A 17,249-nucleotide genomic window follows, 5' to 3' on the forward strand; every position below is an offset into this window, starting at 1 on the left:
TCCCTTGTGCAGGTTCGTGCCGCACGCGATCGTCGGGGACCGCATCCTGAAAGCACGCTGTCAAATAAGGCAGGGTTACGACATGGCCCGAGCGTGCGACCACCCCCGCACTAGCGTCCCGGGGCCATGGGACACATCGACCACGCCGCCTTCGGCTGGCTGACCCCGCTGCTCTCGTACGCCATGGCGTGCGTCGGCGCCGCGCTGGGGCTGCGCTGCACCGTACGGGCCCTGGCCGCGACCGGCCGTTCCCGGCCCAACTGGCTGCTCACTGCGGCGAGCGCCCTCGGCACGGGCATCTGGACGATGCACTTCGTCGCCATGCTCGGCTTCCGCGTCACCGGCACCGAGATCCGCTACAACGTCCCCCTGACCGTCCTCAGCCTCGTCGTCGCCATGGTGGTGGTCGGCCTCGGAGTCTTCGCCGTCGGTTACGGCGGCGGCCGCTTCCGGGCCCTCGTGGCCGGCGGCCTCACCACGGGCGTCGGCGTGGCCAGCATGCACTACCTGGGCATGGCCGCCGTCCGGCTGCACGGAGCGGTGTCCTACGAACCGTGGCTCGTGGCGCTGTCCGTCGTCATCGCCTGGGCCGCCGCGACCGCCGCCCTGTGGGCCGCGCTCACCATCCGCCGCCCCGTGGTCGTCGCCGGCGCCTCCCTGGTGATGGGCGCCGCCGTCAGCAGCATGCACTACACCGGGATGCTGGCCGTGCAGGTCCGGGTCCGGCCCTCGGCGGAGGTGCTGCCCGGTTCCGGCGCGACCGCGTTCCTCTTCCCCCTCATCGTCGGTCTCGGCTCCTACCTCTTCCTGACCTCCGCCTTCGTCGCGCTCTCCCCGACGGCGAGGGAACGCATCGCCTCCGCGACCGCCCAGCGCGTCGGCGAGGGGGCCCTGTGACGCCGCCACGGGGCCGCAGAGCGCACGCCGGGCTCCCCGCGCACGAGGAGGCCCCGGGCATGGCCGAGGGCGCAGGGGGCGAGGGGACGCGGGGCCGGCTGAGCCTGCGGCCGCGGAGCGTACGCGCGAAGATCGTGTCCCTCCTGATGGTGCCCGTCGTCTCCCTGATGGCGCTGTGGGCCTTCGCCGCCGTCACCACGGCCCAGGACCTCTCCGGGCGGCTGCGTGCACAGCACATTGCAGAAACGATCCGCGAGCCGGTCGCCGACACCGTGACCGCCCTGCAGGCCGAACGCCGCGCCGCTACCCGCTACCTGGCCCGGCCCACCAGCGGGGCCGCCGCCGAACTGAGCAGACGCGCCACGGCCACCGACCGGGCCGCCGCCCTGCTGCAACTCGGCGGCGGCCACACCGTCGCCGACGGCACCGGTCTGCCGGGCACCGCGGCCGTACGGGTCCGCACCTTCGTGGGCGACCTGCGGCGCCTGCGGGCACTGCGCCCCGGCATCACCCGCGGAGCGGCGGACTGGCGGCAGACGTACCGCTCCTACACCGACGCCGTCACCGACGGCTTCGCGATCGGCGGCGCCCTTGCGACGTCCCGAGGCGAGCGCACGGCCCTGGAGATCGGCCGCGCCGCGGAACAGCTGTCCCGGGAGGACGCCCTGCTCGCCGCGGCCGCCCTCACCCGCGACCTGCCCACGGACCGCTACCGCGACCTGAGCGGCGCCGTCACCGCGCGCCGCGTCCTGCTCGCCGGCTCCGTCGCCGACCTCGGCGGCGACACCCGAACCGCCTGGGAACGGCTGGCCCGCTCCACCGCGTACACCGACCTCGAGGCCATGGAGGACGCCGTCCTCGGCGCCGGGCCCGGCAAAGCGGCCGCGGCCGGGGTGACGTCCGACTCCTGGGACCAGGCCGCGGCACAGGTGCTGTCCGGACTCGGCAAGGTCGCCACCTCCGCCGCGCCCGCCGACCGGACCGTCGTCCAGGGGCTGTTGAACACCTCGGGCATCGCCGTCCTGCTCGGCCTCCTGGGCGTCGTCGCCTCCCTCTTCATCTCCGTACGGATCGGCCGCGGCCTCGTCGTCGAACTGATCGGCCTGCGCAACACCGCGCTCGAACTCGCCCGCCGCAAACTGCCGCGGGCCATGCGGCGGCTCCGCGCCGGCGAGGAGATCGACCTCGGCAAGGAGGCGCCCCTCGGCAGGCACGGCGCCGACGAGATCGGCCAGGTGGCCGAGGCGCTGGCCACCGTGCAGCGCGCCGCGCTCCGTGCCGCCGCGGAGCGTGCCGAACTCGTCAACGGGGTCTCCGGGGTCTTCGTCAACCTCGCCCGGCGCAGCCAGGTGCTGGTGCACCGTCAGTTGGCGCTGCTGGACAGCATGGAACGGCGCACCGAGGACCCGGGCGAGCTGGAGGACCTGTTCCGGCTCGACCACCTCACCACCCGCATGCGGCGGCACGCCGAGGGCCTGATCATCCTCTCCGGCTCCGCTCCGGGCCGCGCCTGGAGCAGGCCGGTGCCCCTCACCAATGTGGTGCGCGCCGCCGTCGCGGAGGTCGAGGACTACGCCCGTGTCGAGGTACGCCGGCTGCCCCTGGCGGCGGTCGTCGGTTCCGCCGTCGCCGACCTCACCCATCTGATCGCCGAACTCGTCGAGAACGCGACCCAGTTCTCCCCGCCGCACACCAAGGTGCGCGTCTACGGCGAGCAGGTCGGCAACGGCTACGCCCTGGAGATCGAGGACCGCGGCCTCGGCATGGGCAAGGAGGCGATGGCCGAGGCCAACCGGCGCATCGCGCAGACCCAGGCGCTCGACCTGTTCGACAGCGACCGGCTGGGACTGTTCGTCGTCAGCCGGCTCGCCCGGCGGCACGACGTCAAGGTGTCCCTGCGCTCCTCCCCGTACGGCGGCACCACCGCCGTCGTCCTGCTGCCCACCGCCCTGCTCGACATGAGGGCACCCGAGGCCCGCGCCCCACGGGGTGCCGGGACGGGGGGCGCGGTGTCCGGCCCGCACGGCCCCCGCCAGGGGGCCGCGGAGGTCCCGCCCCCGGCGGCGGCCTCCCCGCGCGGCGACGGCGACGGGCTGCCGCGCCCCTCCACGCCCCGGCCCGTCCGCCGGCCGGAGCCCGCGACGGCGTCCGTACCCTCCCCCGCCCGCGGTGGTGCGCCCGCTCCCGTCGCCGTCGGCGCCCCCGGGGCCGCGCCTGCCACGGACGGCGGACTCCCGCGCCGGGTACGCCGCGCGAGCCTCGCTCCGCAGCTCCTGGAGCCCCGCGCACCCGAACACGTCCCGGGGCCGCTGGAGACGGGGCACGACGTCCCCGAGCGGACGGCGGAGCAGGCGCGTTCGACGATGGCCGCCTTCCGTCGCGGCTGGATCCGCGGCGGCGGTGCCGGAGCCCGCGACGCCGCCGACGGCGGGCCGGGCGGCGCGCGCCCTCCGCGGCCCGCCCCGGACCACGGCGGCACCCGGCCCGCACCCGGAGGTCCCGGCCACGTGCACGGCCCGGACCGAACGGACGGGGACGGCGAGCAGGACGCCGCCCGCACCACCGACCCGGCACCCCGCGAAGGAGAGCATGGATGATCGACGCATCGAACCGGTCCGTTGAACTGGACTGGCTGCTGGACGACCTGACCGACCGGGTGGCCCACGTCCGTCACGCCGTGGTGCTGTCGGGCGACGGCCTGGCCGTGGGCTCGTCGCGCGGGCTGACCCGGGAGGACGCCGAACACCTGGCGGCCGTCGCCTCGGGCTTCCACAGCCTCGCCAAGGGCGCCGGACGCCACTTCGCGGCCGGCCGGGTCCGGCAGACCCTGGTCGAACTCGACCAGGGCTTCCTCTTCGTGGCCGCCGCGGGCGAGGGATCGTGCCTCGCGGTGTTCACCGGTGCGGACGCCGACGTCGGCCTGATCGCCTACGAGATGGCGCGCCTCGTCAAGCGCGTGGGCGAGCACCTGCACACCCCGGCGCGCCTCGGCGCCGCCGGACCGGCCGCCGGCTGACCGGCGTACGGGTGATGGACCGCGGCTACCCGCGTGGGCCGGACGGCCGCTGGTACGACGACGCGGCCGGGCCCCTGGTGCGTCCGTACGCCTTGACGGGCGGCCGCACCCGGCCCGGCACCGCGGTCGCCGCCCTGGACCTGATCGCCCTGGTGCTCGCCGAACCCGGCGCCGCCGACGATCCCGCGCTCGAACCGGAGCACAACGCGCTGCTGGCGCTGTGCCGTGACGAGCCCCTTTCGGTCGCGGAGCTGGCGGCCGACACCGACCTGCCGCTGGGGGTCGTCCGCGTCCTCCTCGGCGACCTCCTGACGCTCGGCAGCGTACGGGTGAGCACCCCCGTGGCGCCGGCGCACCTACCCGACGAGCGCATCCTGCGAGAGGTGATCGATGGACTCCGGGCACTCTGAGACGCCGGTCATGGCCCTGAAGATCCTCATCGCGGGGGGCTTCGGGGTCGGCAAGACCACCATGGTGGGCGCGGTCAGCGAGATCCGGCCGCTGCGCACCGAGGAGCAGCTGACCGAGGCCGGACGGCATGTGGACGACACCCTGGGCGTCGAGCGGAAGTCCACCACCACCGTGGCGATGGACTTCGGCAGGATCACCATTCGGGCGGGGCTGTCGCTCTACCTGTTCGGCACTCCCGGCCAGGACCGCTTCTGGTTCCTGTGGGACGAACTGTCACAAGGGGCGCTCGGCGCGGTCGTGCTGGCCGACACCCGTCGCCTGGAGGACTGCTTCCCGGCCGTGGACTTCTTCGAGCACCGCAAGATCCCGTTCGCCGTCGCCGTCAACCGCTTCCCCGGGGCGCTGGAGCACCGCCCCGAGGACATCGCGCGCGCCCTCGACCTGCAGGACGGCACACCGGTCGTCCTATGCGACGCCCGGGACCGGGCCTCGGGCAAGGAGGTGCTGATCGCCCTCGTCGAGCACGCGGGGCGGATGCACGCTGCCCGTCTCCTGGAGTCGGTGCGCTGACGCCCCCTGCGCGGGGCGGGGCACCTTAGCAGAACGGGACCCGCGGTGAAGGAATTCACAGTGCATTGAGAGAGGGCCGAACCGGGTGCGTACAGGTGGCCAGACGGGGCGCACGGGCCCCGACGCCCCTACCGCTCAAGGAGTCCAGATGCACAAGCGGATCGGTGCCGCAGTCGCCGGAACGGCCGCTGCCCTCCTCCTCGCCACCGCCTGCGGCGGGTCGAACGGCTACAACCAGGCCAGCAGCGTGGCGCCGGCGGCCCAGCAGCAGGACGCGGTCCAGTCCGCCCAGCCGGGCACCGGGTCCTCCTCGGGCGACTACGGGTACGACAGCGAGACCTCGGCCGACCCCTCCTCGGGCACCGGTGACGGATACGCCGGCGGTACGGACGACAGCTCCGACAGCGGCACCACGGACGCGGCCTCCGACAAGAAGTGGCCCATCCTCTCCGTCGTCAACGACGCCAAGCTCGGCGACATCCTCGTCGACGCCAAGGGCCGTACCCTGTACCGCTTCGACAAGGACACCGACTGGCCGATGGTGTCCAACTGCACCGGCGAGTGCCTGAAGAAGTGGCCGGCCGCCAAGCCCGTCACCAAGGCGCAGGCCGAGGCCGCCGGCCTCAACCCCAAGCTCGTCAGCACCTACACCCGGCCGGACGGCACCAAGCAGCTGTCGTACAACTGCTGGCCCGTCTACTGGTACGTCGGCGACACCAAGCCCGGCGACACCAACGGCCACGGCGTGGGCGGCACCTGGTGGGCGATGGGCGCCAACGGCAAGAAGGCCAACGGCGGCAAGCCGATCCGCTGACGCCGGCCGGGCTTCGGCCCGAGGGGCTCAGTCCGCCACACCGGACTCGGCGAGCACCTTGTCGATCCGCATCCGCACGAGGAGTTCACCGGGCACCCCATTGCGGGCCCCGAACGCCTCGGCGACGTCGTCGCCCATGTAGCGGGCGGCGATGCGGGTGGCCCACTCCCGGAGGGGACCGGGATCCTCGCTCACCTCGGTCCGCCCCTGCAGCACCACGTACGCGAACGGCGGCCGGTCATCGTCCACGCACAGGGCGATCCGGCCGTCGCGCGTGATGTTGCGGCCCTTGACCGTGGCCTTGCCCGTGTTGAACACGACGTCGTCGCCGTCCAGCAGGAACCAGACGGGCGCCACATGAGGCGTGCCGTCCGCCCGCGTCGTCGCCAGCTTCCCCGTGCGCGTCCCGGCGGAGACGAAGGCCCGCCACTCTTCTTCGGTCATCCTGTGTCCCATGCCCCCATCCTGCCCCGGACCGCGGCCGGCGGCCTCAGGACCCGCTGGAGGGGTGCGGAGGCTCGACCTCCTGGTAGAGCGGCACGTCCACCCGCCCGTGCCGCAGCAGCCGGCGCCAGAGCACAGGGTCGTACTCCTGCGGCGTGGTGGTCGCGAGGAAGTCCTCCAGTACGTCCACGAAGCGCGCGGGCGCGTCATGGTGCGGGAAGTGCCCCGCGTCCTCGAACAGTTCCAGCCGGCTGCCCGGCATCGCCGTGTGCGCCCGCAGCGCGTGGCACACCGGGATCACCCCGTCGTGCTCGCCCCACATGATGAGCGTCGGCAGTCCCGCCGTCAGGTAGCTGCGGTCCATCATCGTGATCACCTGGCCCCGCACGTCGACGCCCGCGCGGAGGGTGCGCAGGAAGGCCTGACGCGCCATGGAGCTGTCCAGCATGAGGTAGCGCTCCAGGATGTAGTCGAAGTCGTGCCGGCCCAGCCCGAGCCCGCCGGTGCTCCGCAGCAGCGGTGCGAGCAGCCGCAGCGCCTTGCGCACGGGCGGCGAGGTGGCCAGCGGCAGCGTCACCTCGGAACCCGGGCCCGCCGCGAGCCGCAGCAGCGGGTGCACCTCGATCCCCAGACCGCCACCGCCCACGATCACCAGGCGTTCGCACCGCTCCGGGAACTGGTAGGCGAACTGCATGGCGACGCCCGCCCCGAGCGAGTGCCCGACGACCGACACCCGGTCGACGTCCAGCACGCCCAGCAGGTCCCGCATGCCGCACGCGTAGGCCGCCACCGCGTAGTCGGCGCGAGGCTGCTCGCTGTCGCCGTGACCCAGCAGGTCGGGCGCGATGACCGTGTGCCGGTGCCCCAGGCGGGGCAGGATGTGCTCCCACGTCGCCGACGAGTCGCCGAGGCCGTGGATCAGCAGCAGCGGCGGCCCGCTGCCGCCCAGCCGGAACGCCCGCCGGTAGCCGTGGATGTCCCGGTGGACCAGAGGGACGCCCTGTGCACCGTCCTCGGCGTCCCGGGCCGGACCGTGGACCTGGCGCAGGACCTGTCCCTGTTCCATGCGTCCAGCGTGCGGCAGCGTGGTTTCCCCCGCAATGCCGCGCCGTTAGGGCGACGTGAACGCGCTTGCTGCGGCCCTGCGGAACGCGGCAGGGTACGCCGGTCCCTCGCGTGCCGCACCTGAGAGCGCCGCAGGGAAAGGGATTGTGAGATGTCACAGTCGGCGTCACCAAGGGGGCATTCTTGGGTCAGACTGTGCCCCTCCCCATCGAACCCATGGTCGACCGAGGACCTCACGCATGCGCCTGCGCCCCCGCACCATCCGCACGCAACTCGTGGTACTTCTCCTGGTGCCGCTGATCTCGCTGGCGGGTCTGTGGACATACAGCACCCTCACCTCGGTGCGCGGGGCCTTCGCCCTCATGGGGATCGCGGACACCTACCGCTACTACGGAACCCCCGCGGACGACCTCGGGCGGGCCCTGCAGGTCGAGCGGCGGCTCGCCGTCTCCTATGTGGCGTCCGACGGCGAGACCGGCGGTACGGAACTCGAGAGCGCCGAGCGCACCACCGACCGGCTGCTCGCCGTCGTCCGGGAGCACGCGCGCCGGCAGGCGCAGGGCACCGAACTGGACCTCGCCCAGCGGCAGCGGCTCAGCGAGCTGATCACCGCCGCCAAGGACCTGGAGCCGCTGCGCGAGGACGTCAGGCAGCGCGACGTCGGCTGGTCGATGACGCTCCACCGCTACTCGGCTGTGATCGACCCCATCTTCCGGCTGCGCGGATCGCTCGCCGCGCTCCAGAGCGGCGAGGTGGCCCGGCAGGGCGGTTTCGTCATCGACCTCGTACGCGCCAGGGAACTGCTGTCCCGTGAGGACGCCATGCTCACTGCGGCGCAGGTCGGCCCGCCGATGACGGCCAGTCAGTACCGCGAGTTCATCGGCACCATCGACGGACGCAAGCTGCTGCACTCCATCGTCGACCCGGAGCTGACGAAGGCCGCCAAGGAGAGGCTCGACGAGTTCGAGGGCGGCAGCGTTGCCTGGACGCTGGACTCCATGGAGACCGCGGCCCGTTCGGCGGGTGCCAAGGACGTCGGCCTCGTCGTCTCCCGTGACCGCTGGCGGCAGAACGCCGACCGGGCGCTCACCGAGCTCAGCGACATCAACATCGCCGCCGCCGCCAGGGTGGGCGAGCAGGCGCGTGACGACGGTATGGACGTGCTCGTGCGGACCGGCGCGGTCAGCTTCGCCGGACTGTTCCTGGTCGTGCTGTCGGTCGTCATCTCCCTGCTCATCGGGCGCGGCATCGCCCGCCGGCTCACGCTGCTGCGCAACCAGGCCCTGGAACTGTCCGGGAAGCGCCTGCCGGAGGTGCTGCGCAGGCTGCGCGCCGGCGAGGAACTCGACGACGACGCCGTCGCCCGGGCCGCCCCCGATCTGCGCTTCGGCGCCGACGAGATCGGACAGGTCGGCCGGGCCTTCAACAACGCCCAGCGGGCCGCCGTCCAGGCGGCCGTCGACCAGGAGAAGCTGCGCCGCGGCGTCTCGGCCGTCTTCACCAACCTCGCCCGCCGCAGCCAGGTGCTGCTGCACCGCCAGCTGACGCTGCTCGACGCCATGGAGCGCCGCTCCGGCGACCCGGAGGACCTGGACGACCTCTTCCGCGTCGACCACATCGCCGTCCGTATGCGCCGCCACGCCGAGGGCCTGCTGATCCTCTCGGGCAACGCACCCGGCCGCGCCTGGCGGCGCCCGGTGCGGCTCGCGGAGGTCGCGAGGGCCGCGGTCGGCGAGGTCGAGCACTACCAGCGGGTCACCGTCCGGCGCATGCCCCGGGTGGCGCTGACCGGCCCGGCCGTCGCCGACGTGCTGCACCTGCTGGCGGAACTCATCGACAACGCCACCGCCTTCTCGCCGCCCGACACCAAGGTCGAGGTACGCGGCGAGGTCGTCGCCGGCGGTTACGTCCTCGAGGTCGAGGACCGCGGTCTGGGCATGAGCGCCGAGCGGCTCGCCGAGGCCAACAACGAACTCGGTGAGGCCGGCGGCGGGACGGAGCTCCCCGAGACCGACCGTCTCGGACTGTTCACCGTCGGGCGGCTCGCCGCCCGGCAGGGGGTGCGCGTCACCCTGCGCCGCGGACGGTTCGACGGCACCGTGGCGGTGGTGTTCGTCCCGCAGTCGGTGCTCGTGGACGCCTCGGGCGACGACGTCGAGACCGGCGAGCACGTGCTCCGGCCGCGAGCCGTGCCCGAACCGCCCGGGCCGGACCGCGCGGACGCGGGTCCACGCACGCCGAGGCCCCGGCGCGGACCGACCCGGCCGCGTGAGGAAGGTCGCACGGGTACGGGGTTGCCGAAGCGCCAGCGGCAGGCGAGTCTCGTGGCCCAGTTGAGGGACGACGGGGTGCACCAGAGCCCGGCGGAGCCGCCGGGCGGGGGAGACGAAAGGGAACGATCTCCGGAAGAGGCTCGTTCCACCATCACGGCGTTCGCCCGCGGCCTGGCCCGCGGCAGGGACGCCGCAGCACCGCAAGGGACAGCGGAGACCGGGGAGAACGGGGGATGACGGTGAGCAGTGGACTCACGTGGCTGATGGACGATCTGACAGAGCGGGTGCCGCACGTCAGGCACGCGCTGGTGCTCTCCGGCGACGGTCTGGTGACCGGGGCGAGCACCAGTCTGGACCGTGCCACGGCCGAGCACCTGGCCGCCGTCTCGTCCGGGTTCCACAGCCTCGCCAAGGGCGCGGGCCGGCACTTCGACGCGGGCGGCGTACGCCAGACGATGGTCGAGTTCGACGACGGCTTCCTGTTCGTCACGGCCGCGGGCGAGGGCAGTTGCCTCTCGGTGCTCAGCGGGGTGCAGGCGGACGTCGGGCAGATCGCCTACGAGATGACCCTCATGGTCCACCGGGTCGGTGAACACCTCGGTGTCACGCCGCGCCGGCACGACGCGGCGGCACCGGGGGAGTGATGAAGCATGAACCCGAGCCCGCCGGGAGACGAGGGCGCGCTCTGGTATGACGACGAGGCCGGTCCGATGGTGCGCGCCTACACCATCACCGGCGGTCGCACCCGGCCGGACTCCGACGGTGACGTCGACCTGATCGCCGTCATGGTCCCGGCCGTCGGCACGGCCCCGGACGACGACCTCGACGAGGAGCACCTGGCCCTCCTGGACCTGTGCCGGGACGGCCCGCTCACCGTGGCCGAACTGGCCTCGGAGGCCGACCTCGCGCTCGGAGTCGTCCGCGTGCTGCTCGGGGACCTCCTCCGGGACGGCCACCTGCGGGCCATCCGGCCCGTTCCGCCGGCCGAGCTGCCCGACGTGGGGCTCCTCAAGGACGTCATCGACGGCCTGCGCGCCCTGTGAACCGGGCCGCCGGCCCGGTGGCGTTGTCGGACCCCGGACGTACGGTGACCCCATGGAGGGGATCACGTACGTCCGGGGGGACGCCACCGTGCCGCAGGGCAAGGGCGTCAAGTTGATCGTCCACGTCTGCAACGACGTGGGCGGCTGGGGCAAGGGGTTCGTCCTCGCGCTCTCGCGCCGCTGGCCGGAGCCCGAGGCCGCGTACCGGCGATGGCACCGCGAGCGTGCCGGCAACGACTTCGCCCTGGGCGCGGTCCAGTTCGTCCGGGTCGGCGAGTGGATCTGGGTGGCCAACCTCGTCGGGCAGCGCGGCATCCGCAGGGGGAGCAACGGCGTTCCCGTGCGGTACGAGGCGATCGACGCCGGGCTGGCCCTGGTGGCGCGGAAGGCGGCGGAGCTCGGGGCGTCCGTGCACATGCCCCGCATCGGGTGCGGGCTCGCGGGCGGCCGGTGGGAGCGGGTCGCGCCGTCGGTCGAGGAGCGGCTCGTGAGCCGCGGGATCCCCGTGACCGTGTACGACCACGGGGTGTGACGGGAGTTATCCACAGGCCCCGGCGGATGTCGCCGTGAGGACCTATCGTCGTGACTGTCAGTGATGAGTCGCTACGGAAGGTCAGGGGGAGTGGCATGGTTGTCAAGGAGACCGCCGCCCGCGAGGCGCTCGGCATGCAGCGCGTCCGGGAGGAACTGTGCCTGGAGGCAGCGGAGTTCGAGGTCGCGCTGCAGACCGGCGAGGTGCGCACGGCGCCGGCCGTCGGCGGACGCCGTCGCGTCGTCCGTGAGGACGTGGACCGGCTGCGGGATGAGGAGGGCTTTCCCGACCGCCTGCGCGCGCGGCTGGAACTGGTGGGCGGCATCGAGGGCGCGGCGCTGATCGGGATCAGCCGGGAGCGCTTCGCCCGGCTAGCCAGGGGCGGCTTCCTCCGCCCCGTCCGCTGGTACGTCAACCGCTACCGCGCCGTGGTGTGGCTCTACCTCGCCGAGGACGTGCGGAGGTTCGCCCGGGCCCATCCGGAGCTGCTGGAGGGCCGGTTGCCCGCCGAGCTGCGCGACGCCCTCGACGAGGGCGAGGACCACCGCGCCCGCGGCTGGCGGGCCCGACGCGTCGAGGAGCTCGTACGGGACGCCGAGGACGCCTGGGCCGAGGCGTCCGCATGGTCCGCCCTGCTGGGCCCGCAGGCGGCCGCCGACGCCGTACCCGACGCCCGCGAACGGGCCTACCTGCGCCGGCTGTGCCCGGCGCTCCCCGCCGGCAGCCCGGGCTCGTACGCGACCCGCGAGCTGATCGAGGCCCAGACGGTCGCCTCCCACCCCGACGAGGTCACCTTCGCCCAGGTCTCGCTCGCGGACGCCCTGCTCAGGGCCCGCGCAGCCCGCCCCGCCCCGCACCCCGGTCGCGGCGAACCCCCCACCCCCGCCCGCCCGGCCACCCCACCGCCCCCGGCCGAGCCCCCGCCCCAGCCCGCCACCCCACCCAGCCGCTGGCGCCGCCTCCTCGGACTGGGGTGACCGGGGCCGCCGTCACAGCGTGCGCCACCAGGCGGTGACGACGAGGTCGTGACCGATCGACTCGTCGAGGACCCGGTGCAGCGCGAGGCTGACGATCCGGTCGTCGTGGGGCCGGTAGGGGCGGTCGGGCTCGGGCATCCCGAGAAGCGGCCCCAGTGCGTCGACGGCCGGCTTCCACAGCGTGGACCAATTGCGGCCTGCGGACACCTCGAAGCAGAGATGGAGCTCGACCGGGACGTCGGGAGGCACGGAAGGTCGCGTGGCGCGGCAGGCCTCATGGATCGCCGCTTTCCAGGCCACCGACGAGGCCGACACCTGCGTGCGCACCGACAACTGGGGTTCGCCCTGCCAGCCCGAAGCGGTATCGACCGGTAGGGCCGGGCCGATGGCGATCGTGGAGCAGGGGGCATGGTGTTTGCGAGCGAAGACCGCGGCGAAGCGTCCCGGGCCGAGCGCCCGGACGACGGGGAAGAGATAGTTGTCGAGGTCGTGCCCGCCACGGGTCAGCGGGATTTTGTCGTCCAGCCCGACGGTGAGCGCGAGGGCGAGATCGCCGTCCCGCTCGCTCATGGTGGGACCGACCAGTTCCACCACGGTGCCGAGGAAGGAACGCAGCCTCACCTGGCCGGGACGACCGGCCGCGTCCCAGCTCTCGACCACCGGTTGCTCCGGCAGTTCGCGTTCGCCGCCCGGTACCGAGAACAGCGTTGCCATGCCGCGCATTCTCCTCCCCTGACGGTGTCCGGGAGGTCCGTGTGCGCGGAAAAGCAGGTGCGGCCGGCCGACGGAAGCGACGCCCGGTGCAGTCCAGGGCCCCGGCGCGGGGGTTCAGTCACCGTGCTTGCGGAACAGTCCCTCCTGGACCACGGAGACCAGCAGGCGGCCCTCGCGGTCGTAGATGCGGCCGCGGGCCAGGCCGCGTGCCCCGGTCGCGACGGGGGACTCCTGGTCGTACAGGAACCACTCGTCGGTGCGGAACGGCCGGTGGAACCACATCGCGTGGTCCAGCGAGGCCATGTCGAAGCCGCGCGGCCCCCACAGCGGCTCGACCGGCACGCGCACCGCGTCCAGCAGCATCATGTCGCTGGCGTACGTCAGGGCGCAGGTGTGGACCAGGGGGTCGTCGCCGAGCGGGCCCACCGCGCGCATCCAGACCGCGCTGCGCGGCTCGGCGCCCTCGACCTCCGCGGCGGTCCAGCGCAGCCGGTCCACGTAGCGGATGTCGAACGGCTGCCGCCGCGCCATCCGCTCCAGCTGCTCGGGGAGTTCGCCGAGGTGCTCCCGCAGTTCGTCGCTCAGCTTCGGCAGGCTCTCCGGGTCCGGGACCTCGCGCATCGGCAGCTGGTGCTCGAACCCGGGCTCCGGCACATGGAAGGAGGCGGTCAGGTTGAAGATCGTCCGGCCCTGCTGCACCGCGACCACGCGCCGCGTGGTGAAGGAGCGGCCGTCGCGGATCCGCTCCACCTGGTACACGATCGGCACCCCGGGACGCCCCGGGCGCAGGAAGTACGCGTGCAGGGAGTGCACCGGACGGCTGCCATCCGTCGTACGTCCGGCCGCGACCAGCGCCTGGCCCGCCACCTGGCCGCCGAACACCCGCTGGAGGCGTTCCTGCGGGCTCTGCCCGCGGAAGATGTCCTCCTCGATCCGCTCCAGGTCGAGGAGGTCAACCAGCCGCTCGGCGGGGTTGGTCATCGGGTGCGCTCCTTCGTGCGGGTGGCCGGTCGCGAGTCCCCGGAGGCCCCTGAGGTCCTCCCCGAGGTCACAGTGCCCCCACCGCCGTCACCTTGACCACCGCGCGGCCCTCCTCGTCGGAGGCGGTGAGGTCGACCTCGGCGGAGATGCCCCAGTCGTGGTCGCCCTCCGGGTCCGCGAAGGTCTGGCGGACCTTCCACAGCCCCTCGCCGGGACGTTCCTCGATCTGCAGCAGCTTCGGACCGCGCGCGTCGGGCCCGGTGCCCAGGTCCTCGTACTCGTCCCAGTAGGCGTCCATGGCCTCGGCCCACGCGTCCGCGTCCCAGCCGGACGAGGCGTCCATCTCGCCGAGTTCGCCGAACCGCTCCAGCGCCGCCAGCTCCACCCGGCGGAACATGGCGTTGCGCACCAGGACCCGGAAGGCGCGGGCGTTGGCCGTGACGGGCTTGACCTGGTCGGCCCGCTCCTGGGCCTCCTCGGCCGTCATCTCGCCGGGGTTGGCGAGCTGCTCCCACTCGTCGAGCAGGCTGGAGTCGACCTGGCGGACCAGCTCGCCGAGCCAGGCGATGAGGTCCTGCAGGTCCTCGGACTTCAGGTCGTCCGGGACGGTGTGCTCCAGCGCCTTGTACGCCCCCGCCAGGTAGCGCAGCACGATGCCCTCGGTCCGGGCCAGTTCGTAGTACGAGACGAACTCGGAGAAGGTCATCGCCCGCTCGTACATGTCGCGCACGACCGACTTGGGCGACAGCGGGTGGTCGCCGACCCATGGGTGGCTCTTGCGGTAGACGCCGTAGGCGTGCGACAGCACCTCCTCCAGCGGCTTGGGGTAGGAGACGTCCTGCAGCCGCTCCATCCGCTCCTCGTACTCGACCCCGTCGGCCTTCATCGCGGCGACGGCCTCGCCGCGCGCCTTGTTCTCCTGGGCGCCGAGGATCTGCCGGGGGTCGTCGAGCGTCGACTCGATCACCGACAGCATGTCCAGCGCGTAGGAGGGGGACTCCGGTTCCAGCAGCTCGAACGCGGCCAGCGCGAAGGTGGACAGCGGCTGGTTGAGCGCGAAGTCCTGCTGCAGGTCGACCGTCAGCCGGACGATGCGCCCCTCCTCGTCGGGCTCGTCCAGCCACTCCACGACCCCGCCCGCCAGCAGCGAGCGGTAGATCGCGATGGCCCGCCGGATGTGCCGCAGCTGGGACCTGCGGTCCTCGTGGTTGTCCTCCAGCAGCCGCCGCATCGCGTCGAAGGCGTTGCCGGGGCGGGCGATGACCGACAGCAGCATGGCGTGGGTCACCCGGAAGCGGGAGGTGAGCGGCTCGGGGTCGGAGGCGATCAGCTTCTCGAAGGTGTTCTCCGTCCACGCGACGAAGCCTTCGGGCGCCTTCTTGCGGACCACCTTGCGGCGCTTCTTCGGGTCGTCGCCGGCCTTCGCGAGGGCCTTCTCGTTCTCGATCACGTGCTCCGGCGCCTGGGCCACCACGAAGCCCGAGGTGTCGAAGCCGGCGCGCCCCGCGCGGCCCGCGATCTGGTGGAACTCACGGGACCGCAGCACGCGCACGCGGCTGCCGTCGTACTTGGTGAGGGCGGTGAAGAGCACGGTGCGGATCGGCACGTTCACGCCGACGCCGAGGGTGTCCGTGCCGCAGATGACCTTCAGCAGGCCCGCCTGCGCCAGCTTCTCCACCAGGCGCCGGTACTTGGGCAGCATGCCGGCGTGGTGCACACCGATGCCGTGCCGGACGAACCGGGACAAGTTGCGGCCGAACGTCGTGGTGAAGCGGAAGTTCCCGATGAGCTCGGCGATGGCGTCCTTCTCGGCGCGCGTGCACATGTTGATGCTCATCAGCGCCTGCGCCCGCTCCACGGCCGCCGCCTGCGTGAAGTGCACGATGTAGACGGGGGCCTGGCGGGTCTCGAGCAGCTCGGTCAGCGTCTCGGTCATGGGGGTGAGCCGGTACTCGTACGACAGCGGCACCGGCCGCGTCGCCGAGCGGACCACGGAGGTGGGCCGGCCGGTGCGGCGGGTGAGGTCCTTCTCGAAGCGCGTGACGTCGCCGAGCGTCGCCGACATCAGCAGGAACTGGGCCTGCGGCAGCTCCAGCAGCGGGATCTGCCACGCCCAGCCCCGGTCGGGCTCGGCGTAGAAGTGGAACTCGTCCATGACGACCTGGCCGATGTCGGCGTCCTTGCCGTCCCGCAGCGCTATCGACGCCAGCACCTCGGCCGTGCAGCAGATGACGGGGGCGTCCGGGTTCACGGAGGCGTCCCCGGTGAGCATCCCGACGTTCTCGGTGCCGAAGAGCTTGCACAGGTCGAAGAACTTCTCCGACACCAGGGCCTTGATCGGCGCGGTGTAGAAGGTGACCTCGTCCCGGGCCAGCGCCGCGAAGTGCGCACCCGCCGCGACCAGGCTCTTCCCGGAACCCGTGGGGGTCGACAGGATGACGTTCGCACCCGACACGACCTCGATCAGCGCCTCCTCCTGGGCGGGATAGAGCGTGATGCCCCGGCCCTCCGCCCAGGACGAGAAGGCCTCGAAGAGGGCGTCGGGGTCGGGCTCGGAAGGCAGCTGATCGATGAGGGTCACACCACCATCTTGCCTGCCTCCCGGACCGGGGGGTGAACCGGCGGCGCGCACGAAGATCAGCCGACGGTATGGTGTGCCGTCGACTGGGCGTCAAGTCCGCTGTCAGAGCGGGCCGAAAGGGCGGGACACACACCATGATGGGACCGGCACACTCCATCTCCGGAGCGGCAGCGTGGCTGTCCGTGGGAGCAGTCTCCGCGGGGCTCGGTCATCCGATGCCGTGGCCGACCATCGTGGTCGGCGCGCTGATCTGCGCCGGCGCGGCGCTCGCCCCCGACCTGGACCACAAGGCGGCGACGATCTCGCGGGCCTTCGGCCCCATATCGCGCGGGCTGTGCGAGATCATCGACAAGCTGTCGTTCGCCACCTACAAGAGGACCCGCAAGCCCGGTGACCCCGTACGCCAGGGCGGACACCGCACCCTCACCCACACATGGCTGTGGGCGGTCCTGATGGGCGCCGCGGCCTCCGGCCTGGCCCTGGTGGGCGGCCGGTGGGCGGTGCTCGTCATCCTCTTCGTGCACGCGGTACTGGCCGTCGAGGGGCTGCTGTGGCGGCAGGCCCGGGTCTCCAGCGACATCCTGGTCTGGCTGCTCGGCGCGACCAGCGCCTGGGTGCTGGCGGACGCCCTGGACAGCACCGAGAGCGGCAAGGCCTGGCTGTTCACCGAGCCCGGCCAGCACTACCTGTGGATCGGCGTCCCCATTGTGCTGGGCTCCATCGTGCACTGCATCGGCGACGCCCTGACCGTGTCCGGCTGCCCCGTGCTGTGGCCCATCCCGATCGGCCGCAGGCGCTGGTACCCGCTCGGCCCGCCCAAGTTCATGCGCTTCCGCGCCGGCAGCAAGGTCGAGGTCAAGGTGCTGACGCCGGTCTTCTTCGTGATCGGTGGCGTGGGCGCGGCCGGGGCCCTGTTCTTCGGCTGAGAGCC

17 protein-coding genes are annotated in these 17,249 nt (G+C 73.0%); 12 read left to right on the forward strand and 5 right to left on the reverse strand.

The annotated features are described in order from the left end of the window. The first annotated feature begins 126 nt into the window (after positions 1-126). The 6 genes from ACFZAU_RS00310 to ACFZAU_RS00335 all read left to right on the forward strand — a co-directional run bounded on the left by ACFZAU_RS00310 (position 127) and on the right by ACFZAU_RS00335 (position 5,708). Positions 127-897 carry an MHYT domain-containing protein gene (locus tag ACFZAU_RS00310; protein WP_500550379.1) on the forward strand — a complete coding sequence of 257 codons (771 nt, stop codon included), beginning with the start codon at positions 127-129 and terminating at the stop codon, positions 895-897. Between the two features lie 59 nt (positions 898-956). Next, the gene (locus tag ACFZAU_RS00315; RefSeq protein WP_500550380.1) at positions 957-3,494 is read left to right on the forward strand and encodes a sensor histidine kinase; all 2,538 of its coding nucleotides are present in this window, start codon (positions 957-959) and stop codon (positions 3,492-3,494) included. Then, entirely contained in the window at positions 3,491-3,913 is a 423-nt protein-coding gene (locus ACFZAU_RS00320; protein WP_499603138.1) for a roadblock/LC7 domain-containing protein, read from the forward strand. Before ACFZAU_RS00315 ends, ACFZAU_RS00320 begins: the two co-directional genes overlap by 4 nt. A 14-nt stretch (positions 3,914-3,927) precedes the next feature. Beyond that, a complete protein-coding gene (locus ACFZAU_RS00325) occupies positions 3,928-4,323 on the forward strand; it encodes a DUF742 domain-containing protein (protein WP_499603137.1) in 396 nt (131 codons plus the stop codon). Next, a complete protein-coding gene (locus tag ACFZAU_RS00330) occupies positions 4,304-4,894 on the forward strand; it encodes a GTP-binding protein (protein ID WP_500465394.1) in 591 nt (196 codons plus the stop codon). The genes ACFZAU_RS00325 and ACFZAU_RS00330 overlap by 20 nt, the downstream gene beginning before the upstream one ends. Positions 4,895-5,042: 148 nt before the next feature. Continuing rightward, entirely contained in the window at positions 5,043-5,708 is a 666-nt protein-coding gene (locus ACFZAU_RS00335; protein WP_499603136.1) for a hypothetical protein, read from the forward strand. A gap of 27 nt (positions 5,709-5,735) precedes the next feature. On the opposite strand, the gene ACFZAU_RS00340 is transcribed toward ACFZAU_RS00335, so the two are convergent. Both ACFZAU_RS00340 and ACFZAU_RS00345 read right to left on the reverse strand, forming a co-directional pair. After that, complete coding sequence (locus tag ACFZAU_RS00340; protein ID WP_500550381.1) at positions 5,736-6,164, reverse strand: PPOX class F420-dependent oxidoreductase; 429 nt, start codon at positions 6,162-6,164, stop codon at positions 5,736-5,738. Between the two features lie 34 nt (positions 6,165-6,198). Then, positions 6,199-7,218 carry an alpha/beta fold hydrolase gene (locus ACFZAU_RS00345; RefSeq protein WP_500550382.1) on the reverse strand — a complete coding sequence of 340 codons (1,020 nt, stop codon included), beginning with the start codon at positions 7,216-7,218 and terminating at the stop codon, positions 6,199-6,201. Positions 7,219-7,456: 238 nt separating this feature from the next. Here ACFZAU_RS00345 and ACFZAU_RS00350 point away from each other — a divergent pair, with 238 nt between their 5' ends. From ACFZAU_RS00350 to ACFZAU_RS00370, 5 genes are all read left to right on the forward strand, one after another. Then, a complete protein-coding gene (locus tag ACFZAU_RS00350) occupies positions 7,457-9,727 on the forward strand; it encodes a sensor histidine kinase (RefSeq protein WP_500550383.1) in 2,271 nt (756 codons plus the stop codon). Beyond that, complete coding sequence (locus tag ACFZAU_RS00355; RefSeq protein WP_018562311.1) at positions 9,724-10,134, forward strand: roadblock/LC7 domain-containing protein; 411 nt, start codon at positions 9,724-9,726, stop codon at positions 10,132-10,134. The genes ACFZAU_RS00350 and ACFZAU_RS00355 overlap by 4 nt, the downstream gene beginning before the upstream one ends. A gap of 6 nt (positions 10,135-10,140) precedes the next feature. Next, positions 10,141-10,533 (forward strand): DUF742 domain-containing protein, encoded by a 393-nt coding sequence (locus ACFZAU_RS00360; protein ID WP_499603132.1) that lies wholly within the window; start codon positions 10,141-10,143, stop codon positions 10,531-10,533. 52 nt (positions 10,534-10,585) lie between these two features. Then, the gene (locus ACFZAU_RS00365) at positions 10,586-11,065 is read left to right on the forward strand and encodes a macro domain-containing protein (protein ID WP_500550384.1); all 480 of its coding nucleotides are present in this window, start codon (positions 10,586-10,588) and stop codon (positions 11,063-11,065) included. A gap of 95 nt (positions 11,066-11,160) precedes the next feature. Continuing rightward, positions 11,161-12,042 (forward strand): DUF6397 family protein, encoded by an 882-nt coding sequence (locus tag ACFZAU_RS00370; protein ID WP_500550385.1) that lies wholly within the window; start codon positions 11,161-11,163, stop codon positions 12,040-12,042. A 12-nt stretch (positions 12,043-12,054) separates the two neighbouring features. On the opposite strand, the gene ACFZAU_RS00375 is transcribed toward ACFZAU_RS00370, so the two are convergent. From ACFZAU_RS00375 to ACFZAU_RS00385, 3 genes are all read right to left on the reverse strand, one after another. Further along, complete coding sequence (locus ACFZAU_RS00375) at positions 12,055-12,756, reverse strand: hypothetical protein (protein ID WP_500550386.1); 702 nt, start codon at positions 12,754-12,756, stop codon at positions 12,055-12,057. Between the two features lie 114 nt (positions 12,757-12,870). Further along, positions 12,871-13,737, reverse strand: coding sequence for an acyl-CoA thioesterase (locus ACFZAU_RS00380; protein WP_500550387.1), 867 nt, complete (start codon positions 13,735-13,737; stop codon positions 12,871-12,873). Positions 13,738-13,804: 67 nt separating this feature from the next. Then, positions 13,805-16,318 carry a DEAD/DEAH box helicase gene (locus ACFZAU_RS00385; protein WP_500550388.1) on the reverse strand — a complete coding sequence of 838 codons (2,514 nt, stop codon included), beginning with the start codon at positions 16,316-16,318 and terminating at the stop codon, positions 13,805-13,807. Between the two features lie 134 nt (positions 16,319-16,452). On the opposite strand from ACFZAU_RS00385, the gene ACFZAU_RS00390 reads away from it, so the two are divergent. Continuing rightward, the gene (locus ACFZAU_RS00390; RefSeq protein ID WP_499603125.1) at positions 16,453-17,244 is read left to right on the forward strand and encodes a metal-dependent hydrolase; all 792 of its coding nucleotides are present in this window, start codon (positions 16,453-16,455) and stop codon (positions 17,242-17,244) included. Positions 17,245-17,249: the final 5 nt, after the last annotated feature.

It is taken from the genome of Streptomyces sp. NPDC008238, assembly GCF_042956445.1.
Taxonomy (GTDB): Bacteria; Actinomycetota; Actinomycetes; order Streptomycetales; family Streptomycetaceae; genus Actinacidiphila.